This window comes from Streptomyces sp. NPDC006259, assembly GCF_042870975.1.
GTDB lineage: Bacteria > Actinomycetota > Actinomycetes > Streptomycetales > Streptomycetaceae > Streptomyces.
This window is the reverse complement of the sequence record NZ_JBIAHY010000012.1, coordinates 173,499-191,963: the sequence shown is the minus strand read 5'-3', so window position 1 is coordinate 191,963 and position 18,465 is coordinate 173,499. Positions and strand designations below refer to the sequence as shown.

The 18,465-nt window shown below is 69.6% G+C and carries 18 protein-coding genes and 2 pseudogenes; 10 read left to right on the top strand and 10 right to left on the bottom strand.

What is annotated here, in order from left to right; genetic code table 11:
* Positions 1-16 precede the first annotated feature (16 nt).
* The 3 genes from ACFYO5_RS36470 to ACFYO5_RS36460 all read right to left on the bottom strand — a co-directional run bounded on the left by ACFYO5_RS36470 (position 17) and on the right by ACFYO5_RS36460 (position 2,018).
* Entirely contained in the window at positions 17-226 is a 210-nt protein-coding gene (locus ACFYO5_RS36470) for a DUF6207 family protein (protein WP_388717662.1), read from the bottom strand.
* A 74-nt stretch (positions 227-300) separates the two neighbouring features.
* A complete protein-coding gene (locus tag ACFYO5_RS36465; protein WP_388717659.1) occupies positions 301-573 on the bottom strand; it encodes a hypothetical protein in 273 nt (90 codons plus the stop codon).
* 80 nt (positions 574-653) lie between these two features.
* On the bottom strand, positions 654-2,018 hold the full coding sequence (locus ACFYO5_RS36460) for a replication-relaxation family protein (protein ID WP_388717656.1): 1,365 nt from the start codon (positions 2,016-2,018) through the stop codon (positions 654-656).
* 833 nt (positions 2,019-2,851) lie between these two features.
* On the opposite strand from ACFYO5_RS36460, the gene ACFYO5_RS36455 reads away from it, so the two are divergent.
* Complete coding sequence (locus tag ACFYO5_RS36455) at positions 2,852-3,277, top strand: hypothetical protein (protein WP_388717653.1); 426 nt, start codon at positions 2,852-2,854, stop codon at positions 3,275-3,277.
* 516 nt (positions 3,278-3,793) lie between these two features.
* On the opposite strand, the gene ACFYO5_RS36450 is transcribed toward ACFYO5_RS36455, so the two are convergent.
* The 5 genes and pseudogenes from ACFYO5_RS36450 to mobF all read right to left on the bottom strand — a co-directional run bounded on the left by ACFYO5_RS36450 (position 3,794) and on the right by mobF (position 8,131).
* Positions 3,794-4,627: a transposase family protein gene (locus ACFYO5_RS36450; RefSeq protein ID WP_388717650.1), complete on the bottom strand. Its 834-nt coding sequence runs from the start codon at positions 4,625-4,627 to the stop codon at positions 3,794-3,796.
* Positions 4,628-4,701: 74 nt separating this feature from the next.
* Entirely contained in the window at positions 4,702-5,157 is a 456-nt protein-coding gene (locus ACFYO5_RS36445) for a hypothetical protein (protein WP_388717647.1), read from the bottom strand.
* A gap of 72 nt (positions 5,158-5,229) precedes the next feature.
* Positions 5,230-5,775 carry a hypothetical protein gene (locus tag ACFYO5_RS36440; RefSeq protein WP_388717645.1) on the bottom strand — a complete coding sequence of 182 codons (546 nt, stop codon included), beginning with the start codon at positions 5,773-5,775 and terminating at the stop codon, positions 5,230-5,232.
* 181 nt (positions 5,776-5,956) lie between these two features.
* A pseudogene (locus ACFYO5_RS36435) lies at positions 5,957-6,305 on the bottom strand (hypothetical protein).
* Positions 6,302-8,131, bottom strand: coding sequence for a MobF family relaxase (mobF, locus tag ACFYO5_RS36430; protein ID WP_388717642.1), 1,830 nt, complete (start codon positions 8,129-8,131; stop codon positions 6,302-6,304). Before mobF ends, ACFYO5_RS36435 begins: the two are co-directional and overlap by 4 nt.
* Positions 8,132-9,100: 969 nt before the next feature.
* On the opposite strand from mobF, the gene ACFYO5_RS36425 reads away from it, so the two are divergent.
* Positions 9,101-9,322 carry a hypothetical protein gene (locus ACFYO5_RS36425; RefSeq protein WP_388717639.1) on the top strand — a complete coding sequence of 74 codons (222 nt, stop codon included), beginning with the start codon at positions 9,101-9,103 and terminating at the stop codon, positions 9,320-9,322.
* 147 nt (positions 9,323-9,469) lie between these two features.
* Here ACFYO5_RS36425 and ACFYO5_RS36420 read toward each other — a convergent pair.
* Positions 9,470-9,761 (bottom strand): annotated as a pseudogene (locus tag ACFYO5_RS36420) (ATP/GTP-binding protein); the annotation flags it as partial.
* A gap of 188 nt (positions 9,762-9,949) precedes the next feature.
* On the opposite strand from ACFYO5_RS36420, the gene ACFYO5_RS36415 reads away from it, so the two are divergent.
* From ACFYO5_RS36415 to ACFYO5_RS36405, 3 genes are all read left to right on the top strand, one after another.
* Positions 9,950-10,255 carry a hypothetical protein gene (locus ACFYO5_RS36415; RefSeq protein WP_388717636.1) on the top strand — a complete coding sequence of 102 codons (306 nt, stop codon included), beginning with the start codon at positions 9,950-9,952 and terminating at the stop codon, positions 10,253-10,255.
* Between the two features lie 33 nt (positions 10,256-10,288).
* Positions 10,289-10,825, top strand: coding sequence for a GNAT family N-acetyltransferase (locus ACFYO5_RS36410; protein ID WP_388717633.1), 537 nt, complete (start codon positions 10,289-10,291; stop codon positions 10,823-10,825).
* A 415-nt stretch (positions 10,826-11,240) separates the two neighbouring features.
* Complete coding sequence (locus ACFYO5_RS36405; RefSeq protein WP_388717631.1) at positions 11,241-12,320, top strand: hypothetical protein; 1,080 nt, start codon at positions 11,241-11,243, stop codon at positions 12,318-12,320.
* 318 nt (positions 12,321-12,638) lie between these two features.
* On the opposite strand, the gene ACFYO5_RS36400 is transcribed toward ACFYO5_RS36405, so the two are convergent.
* The gene (locus ACFYO5_RS36400; protein ID WP_388717628.1) at positions 12,639-13,217 is read right to left on the bottom strand and encodes a TetR/AcrR family transcriptional regulator; all 579 of its coding nucleotides are present in this window, start codon (positions 13,215-13,217) and stop codon (positions 12,639-12,641) included.
* Positions 13,218-13,697: 480 nt separating this feature from the next.
* On the opposite strand from ACFYO5_RS36400, the gene ACFYO5_RS36395 reads away from it, so the two are divergent.
* The 5 genes from ACFYO5_RS36395 (at position 13,698) to ACFYO5_RS36375 (ending at position 18,453) form a co-directional block, all read left to right on the top strand.
* A complete protein-coding gene (locus ACFYO5_RS36395; protein ID WP_388717625.1) occupies positions 13,698-14,222 on the top strand; it encodes an alpha/beta fold hydrolase in 525 nt (174 codons plus the stop codon).
* Positions 14,223-14,267: 45 nt separating this feature from the next.
* Positions 14,268-14,708, top strand: coding sequence for an alpha/beta fold hydrolase (locus ACFYO5_RS36390; protein WP_388717622.1), 441 nt, complete (start codon positions 14,268-14,270; stop codon positions 14,706-14,708).
* An 801-nt stretch (positions 14,709-15,509) separates the two neighbouring features.
* Complete coding sequence (locus tag ACFYO5_RS36385) at positions 15,510-16,328, top strand: oxidoreductase (protein ID WP_388717619.1); 819 nt, start codon at positions 15,510-15,512, stop codon at positions 16,326-16,328.
* 41 nt (positions 16,329-16,369) lie between these two features.
* The gene (locus ACFYO5_RS36380; protein ID WP_388717616.1) at positions 16,370-17,221 is read left to right on the top strand and encodes an alpha/beta fold hydrolase; all 852 of its coding nucleotides are present in this window, start codon (positions 16,370-16,372) and stop codon (positions 17,219-17,221) included.
* A 65-nt stretch (positions 17,222-17,286) separates the two neighbouring features.
* Positions 17,287-18,453, top strand: coding sequence for a low temperature requirement protein A (locus tag ACFYO5_RS36375; protein WP_388717613.1), 1,167 nt, complete (start codon positions 17,287-17,289; stop codon positions 18,451-18,453).
* The last annotated feature ends 12 nt before the right edge of the window (positions 18,454-18,465 follow it).

The following is an 18,465-nucleotide window of genomic DNA, read 5'->3' as shown; positions in this document are numbered from 1 at the left end:
TAAACGAAGGTCGGCGCTACGAGTCGAGCGGCTGCCTCAGGTCCAGGTAGCAGCGCAGCCGGACGCCGGGCTCGCCCGCGTCCCGCGTTGTCGACGTCGCGGTCGCCGTAGCCCACCGGTCGGCGAGCAGCTGCTGGAACGAGAGCACGGTGTCATCGTTGGCGGCCGCGACGTCGACGACGATCAGGCCCGGCTCACTCACGTGCGCCTCGTTGATGGGGTCCATGTACGGCACTACGCCCGAACCACCAGGGAGGGTTCCGCCCCTGCCGTGTCTTCACCCGACCGAGTGGCGGTCCCTCAGGGACTGTCGCCCTTCCAGTCCCAGCGGGCCGGGTCGCCGGGGCGCGGGTCGTACAGCGCCCGGCCCCCGGGGCCGAACTGCCCGAGCTCGGTGAGGAGTGAGACACCGTCGTCGATCTCCTCCGGCCTCCAGCCGGTGATGTCGAGCAGCAATCCGTCCAGCGGCCCGCCCACCAGTTCGGCGTAGCTCCGTCCCGGCTTCGGGCCCGGATGGTCGTGGTCGGTGCCGTAGATCCGGCCGCGCAGCAGCTGCTCATCGTCGCTGTCCATGCCCTCCAGCCTCGCAGCCGCCACCGACAACGAGGGCTTGCCCGGGCGGCCCTGGGCAAGCCCCGCGTTGCCGACCAGGGTCAGCTGCGCCAGCGTCCGAGCCAGCCGCCGGCCTTCGAGGCCTGCGCCTCCTCCTGGTGCTCCTGCTCCTGGCGCTCGCGTTCGGCCTGTTCCGCTTTCCACTCCGCTTCGAGCGCCCGGGCCTTGCAGTCGTCGCACAGGTGCGGGTGGCTGTCCCCGCGGTCCCATTCGACCGCAGTGCTGGCCTTCCACCGGTCGTCGGTGAAGGTGGTCCCGCAGTCGGCGCACACCGGGCGCTGGGCCTCGCGTTCGGCTGCTTCCTGCGCTTGGCGGCGCCGCGCGTCTTCGGCACGGCGGGCGAGGCCAGCGTCCCGGCGGGGGTTGCCGATCGCGTCGAAGAGGTTCTGGCGGTCCTCACGGCCGAAGCGCCAGAACACGGGCCCTGCGGGTCCGTGTTCGCGCAGCAGCTCCAAGGTGGTCGCCACGATCGGCATCTTCCCGTTGTAGATGCGGAAGCCGCCTTCGGCCCACTGGCCCTGCCAGTGTTCGCGGGTGAGGTCGGCGACCCGCTTCATCTGCGTCAGCGCGGACCGCTTGCCGACCTGGTGGAAGACGAGCAGGACCGGCGGGTGTGACGCGTCGCCCCACCGGGGATCAGGCGCACTCCAGCGGGTGCGCCACATCGGCTTCTCGTGGCCGTCGGTGTCCTTCGCCTTGCGGTGGAAGTGGCGCATGTACTTGTCGAACTTGGCCGCGATGACCGGGGCTTCCTCGGTGCAGTTGTCGGCCTCGATGAACAGCAGCGGCAGCCCGGCCTCCGGGGCGGTGAGGACGATGTCGGCCCACGCAGACCCCACGCCGGGGTTCTTCCAGGTGCCTGTCGCCGGGAGGGCGACCTCGGTGGCGTAGGAGGTGATGGCGCCGATCCCGTCGGGCGCGTCAACGGCGGCCCGGGCGGCGGCGATGGCTTCGGCCGGCTCGCCGGCCACCAGGTCCAGGTCGGGCTTCGGACGGATCATCGCGAGGACGGTCTCGTTGACCGTCATCGCGTGCGAGGCACCCGAGCGGCCCGCGCTCTTGGGCATGCCGCCCATCTCCTCCGGCCCTCGGTCCAACTCGATCCCGGCGGCGGCCAGCCCGTCCTTGGTGAGCAGGCGCACCTCCTCTCCCCCTCGGGTACGGCCGCCGTCGACGGACAGACCGTGCCTGCGCAGATCGTTGAGCGCACCGCGATGGGAGGCGGTGCGCGCCTCCTTCCGCAGGGCCGCCGTCTCCTTCGTGGTGTGCCGGTACGTCAGGTGCGGGGAGGACAGCCGCTGGATCTGATCCGCCGTCGCGGCCTTAAGCACCCCGAGCGCGCGCAGCACATCGCCGCGCAGGCCTGTCGACGATCCCGCCTCGTTCGCCTTGCGCTTGCCCGCCATCAACCCCGCCCTCCTGTCGTCCGCGTCCGGCCACCGGCCGGGCGCCGGCCCCGCCCGGCCGCCAAGGGCACCAGGGGCGCCCTGAACCCGATGATCGCCTCCACCACTGACACCCCACCCCCACCTATTTCCCAGGGCTTGGTCAGTGAGAGGAGGAGAGAAGAGGGTTGTGACGATGTGCCGAAGCACCGGAAAGCCGTGGTGTGCAGGGCAAATGCGGTCGGTGCCGGTGCCGGGCACGGAAGTGGGTACGGCAGTGGGATCGCAAGCGCCGGCGGCAGGAGGTTACGGCGGCCTGCCCGGCCGACCAGCCCTCCAGGCGCTGGGCGTACGGCGCGCCGGTTGGCGGTGCGGTCAGGGTACGGCGGGTGCCGGTGGTCGGTCATCATCCCGGGTCTCTCCCTTGTGCGTTGGCGTCCTCCACCGGCCTGGTGACACCCGGTGGCGCGCCCGTGAGAGCAGAGCCGCCCCGATGGCTCGGTGGCCGCTGCATGCCCCCCTCCTGCGGGCGCGTGCCGCCATCGTGAACAACCGCCCCTTGTCCTCGACCTGTTCATAGCCGGTAGCGAGGTCGGTCTAGGAGAAACGCCACCCCTTGGCGGCCCGCGCCGAATCGGACAAGGGGTACGTGGTCGGCCCGACCATGACTCGACAAGGGGTCATGGTCGGACCGACCGGACTCGACAAGGGGGTCCTCTTCAACCCATGCGGCACCAGTTCGCCCCGGTTTGGCGATAGGGAAGAAATCTCCGGACTTTATCCACAGGGGCGCGGCCTGAGCATCAGGTCAGTCGCCGTGATCGGCACGGCGGCAGCCTGTTGAGGAGATCCGCATGCCGCACCTGGAGCAGCCCCGCACGCCGCTGACCCCCGACGAGGTGGAGCTCGCCTTCGAATACCTCCTGGCGATTCAGGACCACAGCGAGCACGCCCTTGCCACTGTCATTGACCGGACGAAAGCCGTTCCGGCACCGACCGTCCTCCTGCTGCGGCTGGCTGAGGAGATCATCCTCCCCATCACGGACCTGGCGCCCGATGCCGATCCGTGCGCGGACTCCTTCGCCCTGGACGAGGTCGGGGGCGTCCTGCTGGCCGCACTGGAGGAGTGGACGCGTGAGTGCGTCCCCAGCTCGATCTGGGGCATCGCCAACACCATCATCCGGTTCACCGAGAACGTCCTCCGGCAGGAAGGCGAGGACACCGTCGACACCCTGAAGACGATGCGCATCGAGCACCTGGAGCGGGCCCGCGCGGCGTAGCCCCTGCGCGGTGCGCACCATTGGCGCGCCGCCGTGCGCACCGAGCGGCGGTCGGTGCGCACCACCACCGTGTAGTGCGCACCGCCATCCGATCCGGTGCGCATCGAACGCACCGGTAACCGCACCACCGTGCGGGTGGATGCGCACCTGGTGCGGTGGTGCGCATCCACTCGGTGCGCACCGAGTCCATCCGTGCGCGTCCACTCGGTGGGCGGTGCGCACCGGTGCGGCCGGCAGTGCGGGAGTGGTGCGCACCGGGTTGGGTCGATGCGGTGGAGTGGGCCGGTTGAGGGCGGCGCGTTTCTCCTTGACCTGAGTGGAGGTCACGGAGAAACGCGGCGGGCGCGCACCGGGTGGATGCACAGCATCGCCCCCGTCGATATCGCTCACTCCCACACGATCCGTCGTCCACTGACTCCCGCCAACCTGAAAATCCCTGGTCAGCAGGGCTGGTGTGACCGTGTCCCGGGGTACTCGTGCTGATCGTGGGCGGAAGTCTTCGTCGTAGATCGTCTGTCAGCGGTTGATCTCGAGGTTCGTCAGGACGAGCAGAGCGCGCAGGAGCTGGGTGGCGTGGGCGGGGTCGGTGCGGAGCTTGGTGAGGATCCGCCAGTTCTTGAGGTGGGCGAAGCCATGCTCGACCGGTGCGCGTCCGACGGCGAGTACGCGGTTGGCTTCCTTCTGGCCGGCGGTGAGCCGGTGGGTGCGGCTGGAGTGGTAGCCGGTGACGATCAGGGGGTCGAGTACGTCGTTGTCCAGGCCGCGGAAGCCGAGGTCTGCCAGCGCTCCGAGACCGGCGGCGCGTAGGTGGGCCAGGATGTGGGCGTGGCGGGCCGCGGTGTTGTCGTGGGTGCGGCCGGGACGGGCGGCGGAGATCCAGACCAGGCGGCCCTTCTCGTCGGTGAGGGCGAGGAAGTGCAGACCGTGATGGCGGTGCTTGCCGGAGTAGTTCTTGCGGTCGTCCTTCCCGGTGCGGCGCTGGGTATGGACCAGGGTGCCGTCAATCAGGACGACCTCCCCACCCTGACGGGCGATCTTCTTCAGCGCGCGGTCCGGGCGAGGGGCCTGCGCGGCGAGGAGAGCGATCACCTCGTCGCGCCAGCGACGGACAGTGGACTCGGAGACGTTGTTGCCGCCGGCCATGTCGGCCAGGCGCTGGTCGTGGCGCAGTACGGCCAGGACGATCACCGCGATCTTCCCGGGCGGCAGGATCCGCCACCTGGACCCGATCGCCTTCAGGTGACGCCGCAGCAGGTCGGCGAGGTGGTTGACGGTGCGCGTGGACAGCGACAGACGGCACTGATAGACAAGCGGGAAGGTGCTCTCGGTGTGCTCTTTGGTTGTGGTCACACATTTCCAACAGCCGCCGGGGGCGCCCCGGTTACGGCCGCTCAGCACCGCCCGCGGGGCAGCGGCTTCCATGGTCACAGCCGGATGGTGAATCGTCCGTCGGGCTGTTTCCGCAGCCAGCCGCGGTGGGCCAGCCTGATCAGTTTTCCGCGCAACGGTTCCAGCTTGCTCTTCACGCCGACGTCCACCCCCAGCACCTCGCCGACCTGCCGAGCCTTGACCGGGTCGGCGGCCTGCCGCACGACGGAGAGAATGCGCTGGTAGTCCGGCGGAAGCATGGTCTCCTCCACATTCGCCGCCCGGTGCGGGATGACCATCACCGCCCGGCCGCCCACTTGCCCAGGGATCGGCGCGAACGCGGCCCGTTCCTCGGCGAGCTGCTCGCTCATCCGTTCCAGGACCTTTTCAGCGACGGCGAGCTCGTCGCGCTCGGCCCGGACCTCTATCAGCTGCTTGGCCAGCTGTTCTTCGAGCTCATCCAGTTCCGCACGCCGCGTGGTGATCCGTTCCAGCAACTCGGGATCCAGCATGCACCGGATCGTAGAGGGTCATCCGGCCCCAGCAGGTGGGAATCGGTTGTACGGGGATGCCGGGCGTCTGGATCAGCGGGGTGGGAAGAAAGCCAGAGAAAGGTCCCACTGGTCAGCCGCGTGAAGCAGCGCTGCGGCGTCCAACTCGACTTCCACGACGTACTGGTAGATGTCGGCCCTGTCCTCACCCTGATGCCACGGAGGTGCCGCCTCCAGGGACAGATGAACGCGAATCACCGAGGCCCCACCTGCGATTCGGTTGGCGAGGCTGAAATCCAAGACCGGCTCGATGAACGACAGGTCCGGCGACAGCTCACCTTCGACATCAGGTTCGGTGACATCCACCGTCCCTGCGGCCACCGCGCGCAGCCACGCGGACACCTGGCGGGCCTCATCGGTGAGCAGACACGGATCGGCGAAGGACCAGTTTCCCTCAGGAGTCGTCACCGTGCCGTCAATGACCAGCCAGTTGTCGTCGTACGAGTCGCCCCCAACGGTGGCGAACTGATAACGCACTGGGTGGAGGTCGACACTGCTGGAGAGATCGTTCAAAAGCACGGTGTCAGGATGGCATGCACCGGCCAGCAGGACGAACTGCGTTTCCCAGCCCAGACGCACGGGCCGGAGCGCTGCCCCGGGCTCCGTTTCGGAGACAATCCCCGACCTCTGGCAGACGATCTTCTCGATGGGCTCCCGCCCACGAGTAGCGTGAGCACCACGAAAGCCAGTCACACCAGCCCTGCTGACCAGGGATTTTCAGGTTGGCGGGAGCTCACTCAGTGGACGGTGCCTGACACCGTCACCACAGCCAGGCGTTGGAGTGCCGCACTCGGGACAGGGCGCGGGCGTCGCGCCGCGCGGCGGCGTTGCCGATCCGGTTCTGCCGGGAGCGGGGCCGGCGCGAGTTCCTCGCGGCAAGGCGGCGCTTGGCGGCTTCCTGGAGCCGCTTTCGCTGCTTGCGCAGTTCTGCCTTCTTCGCGGCCTTCGACTTCGGCTTCCGGGGCCGCTTCCAGATCGGCTGCCATCCCAGGGACTCGTCAGGGTCGGGCCCCCTGGTCCTCGGTGAGCGCGGCGGCCATCTGCTCGCGTGCGGCACGGGCACGGGCGAGGGCTTCGTCGGGGTTGGGGCGTTCTTCCGGGGTGTTCAGGTGACTCCTCCTGTGGTTCGGCCCGGCGTGTGCTGGGTGCCGGGTTGCTGGGTGTGCGGCTGCGGGGCCGTCGCCGGGGCGGGCTGCGGGCGGGGGCCGTGGGCGGCTTCGCGCGCCCGCCGGCTGTCCTGGAGCGTGGCGATCACCTGCGCGGCGGCGGCTTCCAAGGTCTGGCGCGTCTGTTCCACCGTGTCGACGCCGGTCTCCTGCTCCGGGACACGGCCGTCCTTCCGGCCGTCGCGGAAGGGCCGCGGATGCGACGGCCTCGAGGCGGTGGGCACCGCGACGGTGTACGGGCGGGGGCGTGAGCCCCGGCGATCCGCTCGGCGCGCGGCGCGGACCCGGGCGGCCAGGGCGCCGACGGCGAGGCGGGCCCGCTCGTACGGTGCCGCCGTGCGGCTGCGGGTCAGCGGGCGCAGCACGGCCTGGTCCTCGGTGTCGCTCGGGTACAGGGCGCGTAGGTCGGCGGTCATCTTCAGGCCGCGCCCGACGGGGCGGCTGTAGTCGTCGACGACCGCCTGCACGATCTGTTCGTCCAGGCCGGGCTGGTGAGGCCGGCCGCGTAGGGCGTAGGCGAGGTGGCAGCGCGCTTCGGCAAGGAGGTGGTGGCGTTTGAAGGCGCCGCGCATCACGTACACCACGGCGACGGTGTCGACGGCGGCCAGGACGACGTCGACCACCGGCCGCACCCGCGCCCACGCTGCCGCGGCCGCCGCTCGCGCGCGCTGTGCGAGCCGGTAGACGGTGCAGGCGCCGAACGCCCATATCGCTGAGGCGCGCCATCGCTCGCGCAGCTCGGTCAGCGACAGCAGCTCCGTCCGCTTCGGCGGACGCGTCTGGTCGGCGGCCTGGCAGCCCAGTGCGTAGGCGGCCTGCTCCCCCGGCGCGTGCCCGTGCTTCTCTTCGTATTTGGTCGTGAGGACGGACAACGTGTCCTCGATCTGCTGGCGGCGGGTGGACTGCCAGCCGATGAGCCGCTGGTCGATCCCGGCGATCTCCATGACCGGCCGACGGCCGGGCGTCACCTCGCGCGGCTCCCACGCCCACCCGAGCCGGGCGGACACCTCCTCCATGAAGTACAGGGTGTAGAGGGTGTCAGCGGCGACGATATTGGCCATCAGCGAGTCCGCCGACAGGTTGCCCCACGTCCCCTTGTCGTCCGGCCGCCGGGCACGGATCGACACCACCGCGTGATCGTGGAGCAGCGGCTTCGACTCGGCAGCTCTCGACTCGTAGTGCCGGAACACCGCGACGATCAGCCCATCCCTGATCGGCTTGCGGATCTTGCCGCCGCTCCTCCAGCGGGTCTCCGCGACCGAATCCTCAATCCACGCCAGCGTCTTGTCCCGGGCGATGTCCTGGCACAGCTCCAGCACCACGCGGGTCTCGTCATCCCCGAGCGCCCACTCGATGTGTGCCGTTGACGGCGCCCGGAACACCAGGTCCATGGCCAGCCAGGGGATGCGCTCCTTGGCCTTCTCGGTCTTCGGCGACTTGTTGTGCTCGATGGGCCTGCCCAGCACGGTCGCCCGCCGCGCCTTCGCCGGATCGTCGCCCGCCTCCAGGCGCTCGCGCTCGATCCGGTCGGCATCCGGGTGCCGGCCTTCCCCCAGGAGCAGTTCGGTCTGCCGCTCGGTCACCACGTCGCCTGCCGCCAGGCCGAGCGCGGCCAGGCCCCGGCCCTTCCACACGCCGGGCGGGACACCGGCTTCGTCCTGGGCGGCGCGCAGCGACGTGCCTGCGGGGCGGTGACCGTCTCCGACCATCACACTGCGGAACAGGTAGCGCACCCCGTACCCCGGGCGAACTGGCGACATGCTGATCATCGGCCCATGGAACCCTGGGCCTGACCTGCAAAGAAGCGCGATCCGGGGTCCGTCCCGCCGGACGGGAGGCCATCACCAGATCTTTACTGAAGCGCCCGTCAGGCGGGCCGTCCGGTCAGCCCGAGACGGTAAGCCACCGACGTGTGCACAGTCCGCCGCATGAAAACGAATCTTCTTCACGAAGACCCCTGCCCACTGTGCGGCCAGCCCCTCACGCTGCGCCCGCACGTCGTCGTCCGCTCGGCTGGCGTGCCATATCCCACACGGACCGACTACCTGCCCAACTGCACCCGCTGCACCAACGACCCGGTCATCGAGCAGAAGTGGAACGACCTGATGAACGACCGCGGCGGGAGCTGACGGCGGCCGTGCGAATACTGCGCACCGACAGCACCACCCGCTACGACATCCGACTCCAGCCGACTCCAACGCCATCCAACGCGCACCAGCGCACCACTCCCCCGACCGTCCACCACCGCTGAGCACACCACGTCACCGACGCCCTTCAACACGAACAGCCACCACCGCCCCCGGCCGACCGGCCGGGGGCTTCGTGCGTCCTGGAGGAGTTCGCCGTGCCCACGTACGAGGCCCTGCCTCGCTTCACCGCCGATCACGACCGCCTCACCCTCGAACAGCGCCGCGCCTTCCGCCAGGCCGTGAGCGCCTTCGTCGACGACCTCCGCGCCGGACGCCCGTTCCGTGCCGGCCTCCGCATCACGGGCGTACGGCGCACTCTGGCGTCTTCGAACTCACCTGGGACGGCAACGGCCGGGCGACGTGGCAGTACGGCCTGGAGATAGTCCGCGGCGAGCAGCACATCGTCTGGCGCCGGATCGGCACCCACAACATCCTCACCGGCCCCTGACCCGGATCTTCGGTCACTTCACGCGTGAAAGTGAGACGGTCTTACGGGCGACCGACGCCGGTTGGTTGGCTGACCGTTCCGATGACCAGGAGGGGCACGCCGTGGCAGCAGACGAGATCGTGGGCGAGTCGGAGCACTTGAAGTCTCTGATCATCAGCACCGCACAGGAGCTGTCGGAGGACAAGAACGCCCTGGGCAAGTCCCTCGCCGTGGTCCGGCGCACCAAGGGCTTCGTGAAGCTCGCCGACATGCTGGAGCAGTCCGCCGTGCGTCCGGCCAACCCGTCGTTCTACGGGGTGCGGAGCACGGAGTTCCAGGACTGAATCCGACGCCAGCGGCCCCCCCACCTTCCCGGTGGGGGGGGCCGCTGGCCTGTCTGGTGAGGTAGGTCAGCCTCGCAGATCTCAGGTCACTCCGACTTCGGGAGCCTGATCGCTACGGCCCTGTCGATCTGCTGGAGCAGCGGTACGGTCCAGCTCGCCGGTCAGCGCCCGGTACAGGCAGCTGACGCTGCAGGCCGGCGCCCATGCTCGCCCGACGCACTCCGGGTCCACGGGGCAGGGCAGCGGGACGGCGAAGCCGAAGTCGCCCTCGCCGTCGACGTCGCCGCGGAACGCCAGGGTGAGGTACTGCTGCCCGAGGCGGATCTCCGCGACGCGGTCCCGGCCGGTCACCAGGTCCGATCCCGGCCGCCACCGCCACAGCGGCAGGATCTGCGGGGCCAAAGCAGCGGCGGACCAGCAGCAGATCGCCCAGGCCCTCACACCTGGAGGGCCGCACAGTCCCCGAAGCCTTCCGCCCGGGGCCTGGCCGGGGCGGCGCGCCGCCCGTCTGTGCTCATGGACAACCCTTCGCTGTAGCGATCCGTGAGCGCAGCCCGGCCAACGGCCAGAGCCCAGCCACAGTCGGAGCGCATCAGGCGCTCCGATGAACAAGAAAGGTGCCTTCTCATGAGCGCTGTGAATCCGGTCGGCAACGCAGGCCACCACGCGGGCACCGATGCGGCCGCTCACCGGCCGCGCCGGCTGTCGACCGAAACGAAGGCCGCCTTCAAGACCACCGAGTTCTTCGCCTACATCGCCGCGGTCGTCGCGGTCCTGATCGCCTCCATGGTCGTGGGAGACGACGAAGGCCACGCCGACTACTTCCGCGCCGACAAGGCATGGCTCTACATCGTGGTCCTCACCGTCGGCTACATGATCAGCCGAGGCCTGGCCAAGTCCGGCAGCCGCGACCCCTACGACGAATCCCGCTGACACCAGCCGTAGTCCCGGCAGGCAGGAAACTCCGTGGAGATCCCCTTGGGGCGCCACGAGTATGTACGCATGCTGAGGGTCGAACGGGCGGTTTGCGAGGACTGGACTGCACTCAAGCAGCTTCGTTTGCGCGCTCTGGAAGCGGACGCCGACGCGTTCGGCTCCACCTTGGCCGACGAAAGGGCAAGACCTGAAGCTTTCTGGCTCCAGCGAATCTTGGTAAGCGCCTGGTTCCTGGCCTGGTCCGCAGAGCAGGCGGTGGGCGTCGCTGCGTTGGTGACCGCATCGGGCACGCTAACCGAAGAACGCCAGCTCGACGCAATGTGGGTAGCGTCGGCCTGGCGTGGGCGAGGCGTGGGAGAGGCACTGATCAGCGCTGCGATCGGTCATGCTTCGGCCCACGGTGCCACGTCAGTTTCGTTGACGGTGGCGGATGGCAATGAGCGAGCACGAGCCCTGTACCAGCGCATGGGGTTCCGCCCCACGGGGGAGCGTTCACCTCGCCCGCGTGATCCCCACCAGATGCGTGAGCGCTTCCGTCTGACCCTGCCGGACCCCGGGCCCGTTTGAGGCTTGGGGTCTCGTGCCGTCGGTGGAGTCCATGTGCGCAGCCGGAGTTCCGCTAGGACGGCGGCTGACCCCCGAGTGGAAAACGTAAGACGGGCAACGACGGCGCCAGCGGGACGGCGCTGGGAGCGGCAGGCGGTGGGCCTGCCGACGGACAGTCCGGCGGTACCCCGCGCGGAGTGCCGCGTGGGGTATCGGCGGCGGGTGACGTACGGTCCCTTTTGCCCGGCTCGACAGGACGGCCGCGGCCTGCGGCCCCGCGCTTCCTTCGCACGTTGCGCGGGACCGCACTCATCGTCCGCAGCTCTGCATCCACGTCCGCAGCCGCCGCGGCGATGCGGCGCTGGCTGGCATTCCCCGGCTGCCGGTTCTACGGGCTGTCGGCAGGCGGCGTGCGGCCTGCCGGCGGCGGAGCACCGTGCACGGCTCGAGGGCGGGGACGGCGGGAAATGCGCCGAGGCGGCTGGACATCCCCTACAACGACTATCTGCTCTCGGACGTGCCCGTCGTGGTCGTCACCAGCGTCGGCGGACGCCGGGTGGTGGTACCGGCCGGTGCCCCGGTGCCGGAGGACGCGCGGCGCGACCTCGAAATCCAGGCGGAGGCGCAGCGCATCAGCCGCTGTTACGCGAAGCAGAAGCGGTGGGACATTAAGTGGCGGGACGATCCGCCGGATGTGCTCGCCCAACGCACGCGTCGGCTCTGGGGGTTCACCGGCAGGGTTTCCGGGGCCACCGAGCGAGTCCTCGTCCGCGCACAGCAGGACGAGAGCGCCGTGCGGGCGCGTCTGCGCACCACGGCCGGCGGACCGTTCCGGGTGTCCCTGCTCGCAGACGTCCCTGAGCTGAGCATCGAGCAACTGGCCGCCGAGGGCGGCGTGTTGAGTGCTACAGACTTGGGTACCTCCGAGATCTGCGGCGTGCAGACACTCCTGGTCCGGGAGCGGGAACATCACGTCACCGGGGACGTAATGGCCCTCGACCCGGTGAGAACCGCCGACGGCACCCTGCTCCTCGTCCACCGGTCCGACGGCCTCACGGTCCTCGAACAGGGTCCGAACCGGCGCTTCCGGACCGTCGGCGAGATCAGCACCGGGCAGTTCTCCACCGTGGCCAGACTGGGGCTCCGGCTGATCGCCCGCCTGCCGCAGGGGCACTTGGTGAGCATGCCGCTGGGCGCGCTTTCCTCGCTCGGTCCGTGCTGGCGGCCGGTCGACAATGTCCAACTGCTGCCAGCCGCCGAGGAGGAGCCGACCGGGAGCCAGGTACGGGACGGGTACTTCGACTTCCTGTGTCAGCGCGGTCCGGCGGGGCGCGACAGGCGACGTACCGAGGGCGAGGGCCAGCGCGAGGGCAGGGGCGGGGCTGAGGCCAGGCGCGGCGCCGAGGGGCGGCGGGCACGCTTCCGGCCGGGCCTGCACCTGACTGAGTCGGACGCGGCCTCGGTGTTCCTGCGGCCGGACCCGAAGGCCGTCAGGGCCGAGGAAGCACGACCCTAGGGGGTGTCTGGGATTACGGGACAGCCCTCAGGGAGTGGAAATGGTTCAGGCCCTTCGCGCCCTGAACGCCGGAGCATCCCTGCTGATGGGCGGGACACGGCGGTTTCGCATCCACGCCAGCGGAACCGACGCCGCCGCCTGCCGGATCGGCATCGACCCGGCCGCAGGCCGAAGCGGCTTGGCGCGCTGCGTGGCCGCAGTGGTGTCCGCCCACAGGTTCGTCTCGACCGGACGGCTCATTCGCTGATCCTGACACGGGCTAACGGCCCAGCGGGTTACCGGGCGGTCAGGCCAGATGTGGTCTCACCATCGTTGGGCTCAGTCGTGTGGTCCCGCGCCGTGCAGGAGTGTGTCGATGACGAGTGTGGCCAGCGCGTCCGAATCCTGAGCGGCCGGGTCCTGGTTCGCGCCGGGCCTGTTGATGGCTTCGGACAGGAGGGCGTAGTACACCTGCCGCGTCCAGTCCAGGTCCGCGTCCGAGGCGAGGAGTCCCTCGTTCCGGGCTCGGGTCAGGAGTTCGACGGTGTAGGCGTCGATCTCTTTCCAGAGGGCGGCTGCGGCGCTGGTGTGGGGCGTGGCGTGGCTGAGAGTGAAGCGCCAAGTGCTCTTGATCCGCAGGACGTTCGCGGTCACCCGGTACAGGGCCACCAGCGCGGGAGCGGAGTCGGGCCGGGCCTCCCCGATCGCGTCGAGGAGCTGCTGCTTCGCGGAGACAGCGAGCGCCTCCAGGAGGGCCTGCCGGTTCGCGAACCGGCGGTGCACCGTGATCCTGGTCAGCCCCGCTGCTTCGGCGATCTGCTCCATGGAGGCGCCGGCGTCCTCGGCCAGTACGCGTTCCGCCGCCTCCAGAATCGCGCGGACACTGCGCTCGGCGTCTGCCCGCAGTGGTCGGCCCATGTCTGTCTCCTGCCTTGTTGTTCGACGCTTGTCTCCTTGTAGAGGATACGTGAACGATACCGGTTGTTTGTTAGTTGATTCAGTTCTGTTGCTAGTGAGGCTGTAGATGATACATTGATGCAACTTATAGGGTCGCGGCGCACGATCAGGCGTGCTTCAGCGTGACTGTCCCCCGGGGCAGGCGCCCCGACCGCAGCAAGACGAACACGTCGCCTGAACTGGGGAGTCCACACGGCAACCGCAACCCCCCGGTCCGCCCGAGTCCGTCCTGGCGTCCAGGCGTCCAGGCGAAGTGTCCGGAATGGCACCCGCGCACTTCAGCGCCCGACTAGACAGGCAACTCGAGAAGAGGACTGGAAGCCAGGGCGGCATCGGTGCGCGCAGCCCGCAAGACGTCCGCACTCGAAGCGCACAGCAGTACTCGACAGGGTCCACCCACGCCGGAGGATGCCTTCGGCCCAACGCCCCAAGGGAATTGGCATGTCCTCGACCACTCTACGCACCCTCATCCCCCGCCGCACCGCCGTGGCGGTGACCGGCATGTCGGTCATCGCGGCCGTCGTCGGCACCGTACCGAGCATGGCCAACTCCGTGAGCGACAGCTCGGGCGCCGCGCGTCACGCGGTCACCCGGACGCAGAGCGCCGAGAGCGCCAGCACTGCTCCCAACCTGCGCGTCAAGGCCGTCAACGGCGTCACCTACCAGTACCGCCGCTTCGGCCACTCCAGGCACGGCAGCGTGCCGCTGGTCTTCTTCCAGCACTTCCGCGGCACCCTCGACAACTGGGACCCGAAGCTCATCGACACCATCGCCGCCAAGCGCGAGGTCATCCTCGTGGACAACGTCGGCGTCGGCGGCTCCACCGGCACTACCCCCAGCACCATCCAGGAAATGAGCCTGGACGCCATTGACTTCATCGACGCCCTCAAGCTGCCCCACTACGACCTGCTCGGCTTCTCCCTCGGCGGCCAGATCGCCCAGGAGGTCGCCCTGCACCGCCGCTGACAGGTCCGCCGCGTCGTCCTTGCCGGCACCGGCCCCCAGGGCGGAGTGGACCAGCGTCAGTCCGACCCCAAGGTGCTGGGCAGCGTCCTGAAGGACAACCCCGGCCCCGCCGACTTCCTCTTCCTGTTCTTCAAGGGCACCGCATCCAGCCAGGCCGCGGGAACGGAGTTCCTGCAGCGCCTCGGGCAGCGCACCACCGACCCCGACGCTCCCGCCAGCCTCGCCACCCGCGACGCCCAGCTCACCGCGATGTCGGAGTGGGGCATCCCCGACAAGTCCAAGCTGGTCCGCCTGAACGCCCTCTTCCAGCCCGTTCTGGTCGCCGACGGCGACAGTGACATGCTGATGCCCCCCGAGAACTCCCGTCTGCTGGCCAAGTACCTCCCCAACGCCCAGTTGAGCATCTACCCGAACTCCGGCCATGGGTTCCTCTTCCAGTACGCCGTCAAGTTCGGCAACCAGGTGAATGCCTTCCTCGACCGCTGACGGCCCTTCCACCGCGAGACGGGTGCCGACACCTACACAAACGAACCGGCAGCCGTACCCCGCCGGAACGGAACCCGGCAGGGTGCGGCTGCACGACGGTGCACCGTGCTCAGGTCACCGCCACCGAACTGACGAGCCCTGCGAACTGGCTACCTGCGATACCGGCCCAGTGTCCGGTGGTGACGTCGACCCACTCGGACAGGGTGGTGCTTGCCCCCGCGGCCGGGTGGAGACCGGACAGATCCGGAAGACGCCGGGCACCGCTGCATGCCTCTCGCCGCACGCGTTTCAGCTTTCGCCTCAGGGGTGCGGCTACGCGTGATCGCGAGCGGCACACCCGCTCCCCGACCTGCGCACGACGAGGTGCTTCCTGGACGCCGACGGGCATCGAGATCGGCTCCGTTCAACCGCTTCACCCATGACAGGCCTGGCACGGCAAAGCTGTCGACGCCGACTCACCCAGAAAATCCGACAACACTCCGCCGACCGGCTACGGGCGCTTCCAGGAGCGCCTGCCGGTTCGCGAACCCCGGTGCGCCGTGATCCGCGTCAGCCCCGCCGCCTCCACGATCTGCTCCATCGAGGCGCCAAAGCCCTCTACACGGCACCCGCTCCGCTGCCACTGGAGTCGCGCAGTCCGCGCTCAGCGTCCGCGCGGCAACTATCCGTAATGGATACGCGGACGATACGAGTCGCCCATTAATTGATGCTCACCTGTTGCTCCTGCTTTAGAAGCTGATACATTAGTGAAACCGATTGAGGATCGCGACCAGCGCGATCCGACTGAGTCAGGAGTCCGCAATGACGACAACCCGACCGGTAGCCCTCGTGACGGGCGCGTCCTCCGGCATCGGCAAGGCAGCCGCTCTCGCGCTGGTCACAGCGGGCTACGAGGTGGTCGGGACCAGCCGAAACACCGCGCACGTCACCCCGCCCAAGGGTGTGACCTTCCTCGACCTCGACGTCACCAGCGACCAGTCGGTCGTCGCGGCGGTCGGAGAGGTCATCGACCGGTTCGGGCGGATCGACGTCCTGGTCAACAACGCCGGCATCGGCTCGGCGGGCGCCGCCGAGGAAAGCTCCGCCGCCCAGGCGCAGGGCCTCTTCGACATCAACGTCTTCGGTGTCATCCGCATGACCAACGCCGTCCTGCCGCACATGCGCGCAGCGGGCAGCGGACGCATCATCAACATCTCGTCCATCGTCGGGTTCATGCCGCAGCCCTACATGGCTGCCTACGCCGCCTCCAAGCACGCCATCGAGGGCTACTCGGAGTCCGTCGACCACGAGGTCCGCGAGTACGGCGTACGGGTCCTGCTCGTCGAACCGGCCTGGACCAACACCGCCTTCGACGCGGCCAGCGTGCGGCCCGACCAGCCCCTGCCGGTCTACGCCCACCGCCGCCAGGTCTTCGACGAGTACATGGCCGGCGCGGTCAAGGACGGTGACGACCCCGCCGTCGTCGCCAAGGCGATCGTCACCGCCGCCACCGACAGCAAGCCCAAGCTGCGCTACACCGCCGGCGCCATCACCGGACGCGTCCGCACCATGCGCCGCCTGGTCCCCGCCCGCATGTTCGACCAGCAACTGCGCAAGCTCAACCGACTGCCCGCCGCCTGACCTCCTTTCGAAGAAGCAGCGACAAGAAAGCGAAGCCCGCCATGAGCACCTATCTGGCAGACACGGCAGAGGACCTCACCGTCGAAGGACCCTCCGCCACGTTCACCTACCGACGCATCGGACCGCGGGGCGGCGTCCCGCTGGTCCTGCTCAACCGCTTCCTCGGCACCCTCGACTGGTGGGACCCCGAGCTGCTCGACCTCCTCGCCGCCGACCACGACGTGATCGTGTTCGACTACGTCGGCGCCGGCTACACCGACGGCATCCCGCACGACTCCGTCGAGGGCCTCGCCGACGGCACCGCCGAGTTCATCGAGGCCCTCGGCCTCGCACAGGTCGACCTGCTCGGCTGGACCCTGGGCGGCACCGTCGCCCAGCAGATCGCCCGCACCCGCCCCGCTCTGGTGCGCAGGCTCGTCGTGGTGGCCGCCTCGCCGGGCAGCGACCTGCCGGGCGCACCGCCCCGCAACGCGCAGGTGGGCGCCATCCTCGCCAAGGGCGAGGTCTCCCCGGACGACATGGTGTTCCTGTTCTTCCCCGACACCGACGCCGGGCGCGCCGCCGGGCAGGTCCACCTCGCGCGGGTGGCTACCCGGCTGGCCACCGGCCGCCCCGCCGTCTCCGAGGCCGCCCAGAAGGCCCAGGCGACCGCCATCGCCAAGAGCACAGCGGTCCCGTTCGAGCAGGTCAAGGCGGAGCTGGCGGCGCTCACCCAGCCCGTTCTGTACGTCCATGGCACGCAGGACGTCATGATCCCCGACTGGGCCGCGTACCTCTCCGTCCAGCACACGGGGACCGCGACCCTCGTTCTGTACGGCGACGCCGGGCATGCTCTGCCGTTCCAGCACACGCTCCCGTTCGCCACGCAGGTGAACACCTTCCTCGCCGCCTGAGCTCTCACAGGAATGCGGCCGGCACCTCAGGAGCCGGCATGCCTCCCCGACCGAGGAGATCCACCGTGCAGTTGCCCGAGGGCCCGGCGCGCCGGGAGGTCACGCCGCTGGAACTGTTCTTCGATCTGGTCTACGTCTTCGCGATCGGCCAGCTGTCGCATCAGCTGCTGGCCCACCCGACGTGGACCGGCGCGGCCCAGACGCTCGTGCTCTACGGCGCGGTCTACGCGGCGTGGGCGTACACCACGTGGGCGGTCGCCCTCGTCCCGGCCGAAAACCCACGGACCCGGCGGATGCTGACGGCGGTCATGTTCGCGGGGCTGTTCATGAACGCGGCGATCCCGCGGGCCTTCGACGACGCCGGGTGGGTCTTCGTCGGTGCCTTCCTGCTGATTCACATCGGCCGGTCGGTCTGGCTGCTCACCGTGGGTCTCGACCCGGTCAACCAGGAGCACTTCCGCCGCGTGCTGGTCTGGTTCGTCGCGGCCGCACCCGTGTGGCTGATCGGCGCGGCGGCCGACGGCGGCGCACGGCTGACGTGGTGGGCCGCGGCGACCCTGATCGAGCTGGTGGGCACCTGGACGGCGCATCCGCTGCCCGGCCGCAGGCTGGACTCCCGCGAGGTCACCTTCGCGGGCGGGCACCTGCTGGAACGCGGCCGCCTGTTCATGATCATCGCTTTCGGCGAGACGATCCTGACCACGGGAACCGCGCTCACCGGGGCACCGTACGAGCCGATGACCCTGCTGACCGCCGGCGTGGCGCTCACCGGCACGATCGCGTTGTTCTGGCTGTTCTTCAGCCGCTCCGAGCACATTGTGCGCCACTACGAGGAGACGGAAGACCCCATCCGGGCCGGGCGCAGCGGCGTCTACAGTCTCATGGTCTCCGTCGCCGGGATGATCGCCGCCGCGGCGGGCGACGAACGCCTCATCGCCCACCCGGCCCATCACGCGGGCATCACCACGAACCTGCTGCTGTTCGGCGGACCCGCCCTCTACATCGCCGCGCAGACCTGGCACGGGGCAACCCTGTTCGACGACCTGCCCCGGGCACGGCTGGTCGCACTGTCCGCCCTGGTCGTCGGATGCGCTGTCACACCGGCGGCCCCGGCGTATCTGGCGGCCTTCGTCGCCGCCGCGATCGTCGTCACCCTGGTCGCGTTCGAAGGGCGCAGTCCGACCGGAGACGCGGGGGCCAAGCCGGCATCACCGCGCCGCCCACGGTACTGACCCAACCGCCTG

Coding starts and splice junctions, on each gene's coding strand:
- ACFYO5_RS36470 (WP_388717662.1), bottom strand. CDS start 226: ATGGACCCCATCAACGAGGCGCACGTGAGTGAGCCGGGCCTGATCGTC.
- ACFYO5_RS36465 (WP_388717659.1), bottom strand. CDS start 573: ATGGACAGCGACGATGAGCAGCTGCTGCGCGGCCGGATCTACGGCACC.
- ACFYO5_RS36460 (WP_388717656.1), bottom strand. CDS start 2,018: ATGGCGGGCAAGCGCAAGGCGAACGAGGCGGGATCGTCGACAGGCCTG.
- ACFYO5_RS36455 (WP_388717653.1), top strand. CDS start 2,852: ATGCCGCACCTGGAGCAGCCCCGCACGCCGCTGACCCCCGACGAGGTG.
- ACFYO5_RS36445 (WP_388717647.1), bottom strand. CDS start 5,157: ATGCTGGATCCCGAGTTGCTGGAACGGATCACCACGCGGCGTGCGGAA.
- mobF (WP_388717642.1), bottom strand. CDS start 8,131: ATGATCAGCATGTCGCCAGTTCGCCCGGGGTACGGGGTGCGCTACCTG.
- ACFYO5_RS36415 (WP_388717636.1), top strand. CDS start 9,950: ATGAGCGCTGTGAATCCGGTCGGCAACGCAGGCCACCACGCGGGCACC.
- ACFYO5_RS36400 (WP_388717628.1), bottom strand. CDS start 13,217: ATGGGCCGACCACTGCGGGCAGACGCCGAGCGCAGTGTCCGCGCGATT.
- ACFYO5_RS36395 (WP_388717625.1), top strand. CDS start 13,698: ATGTCCTCGACCACTCTACGCACCCTCATCCCCCGCCGCACCGCCGTG.
- ACFYO5_RS36385 (WP_388717619.1), top strand. CDS start 15,510: ATGACGACAACCCGACCGGTAGCCCTCGTGACGGGCGCGTCCTCCGGC.
- ACFYO5_RS36380 (WP_388717616.1), top strand. CDS start 16,370: ATGAGCACCTATCTGGCAGACACGGCAGAGGACCTCACCGTCGAAGGA.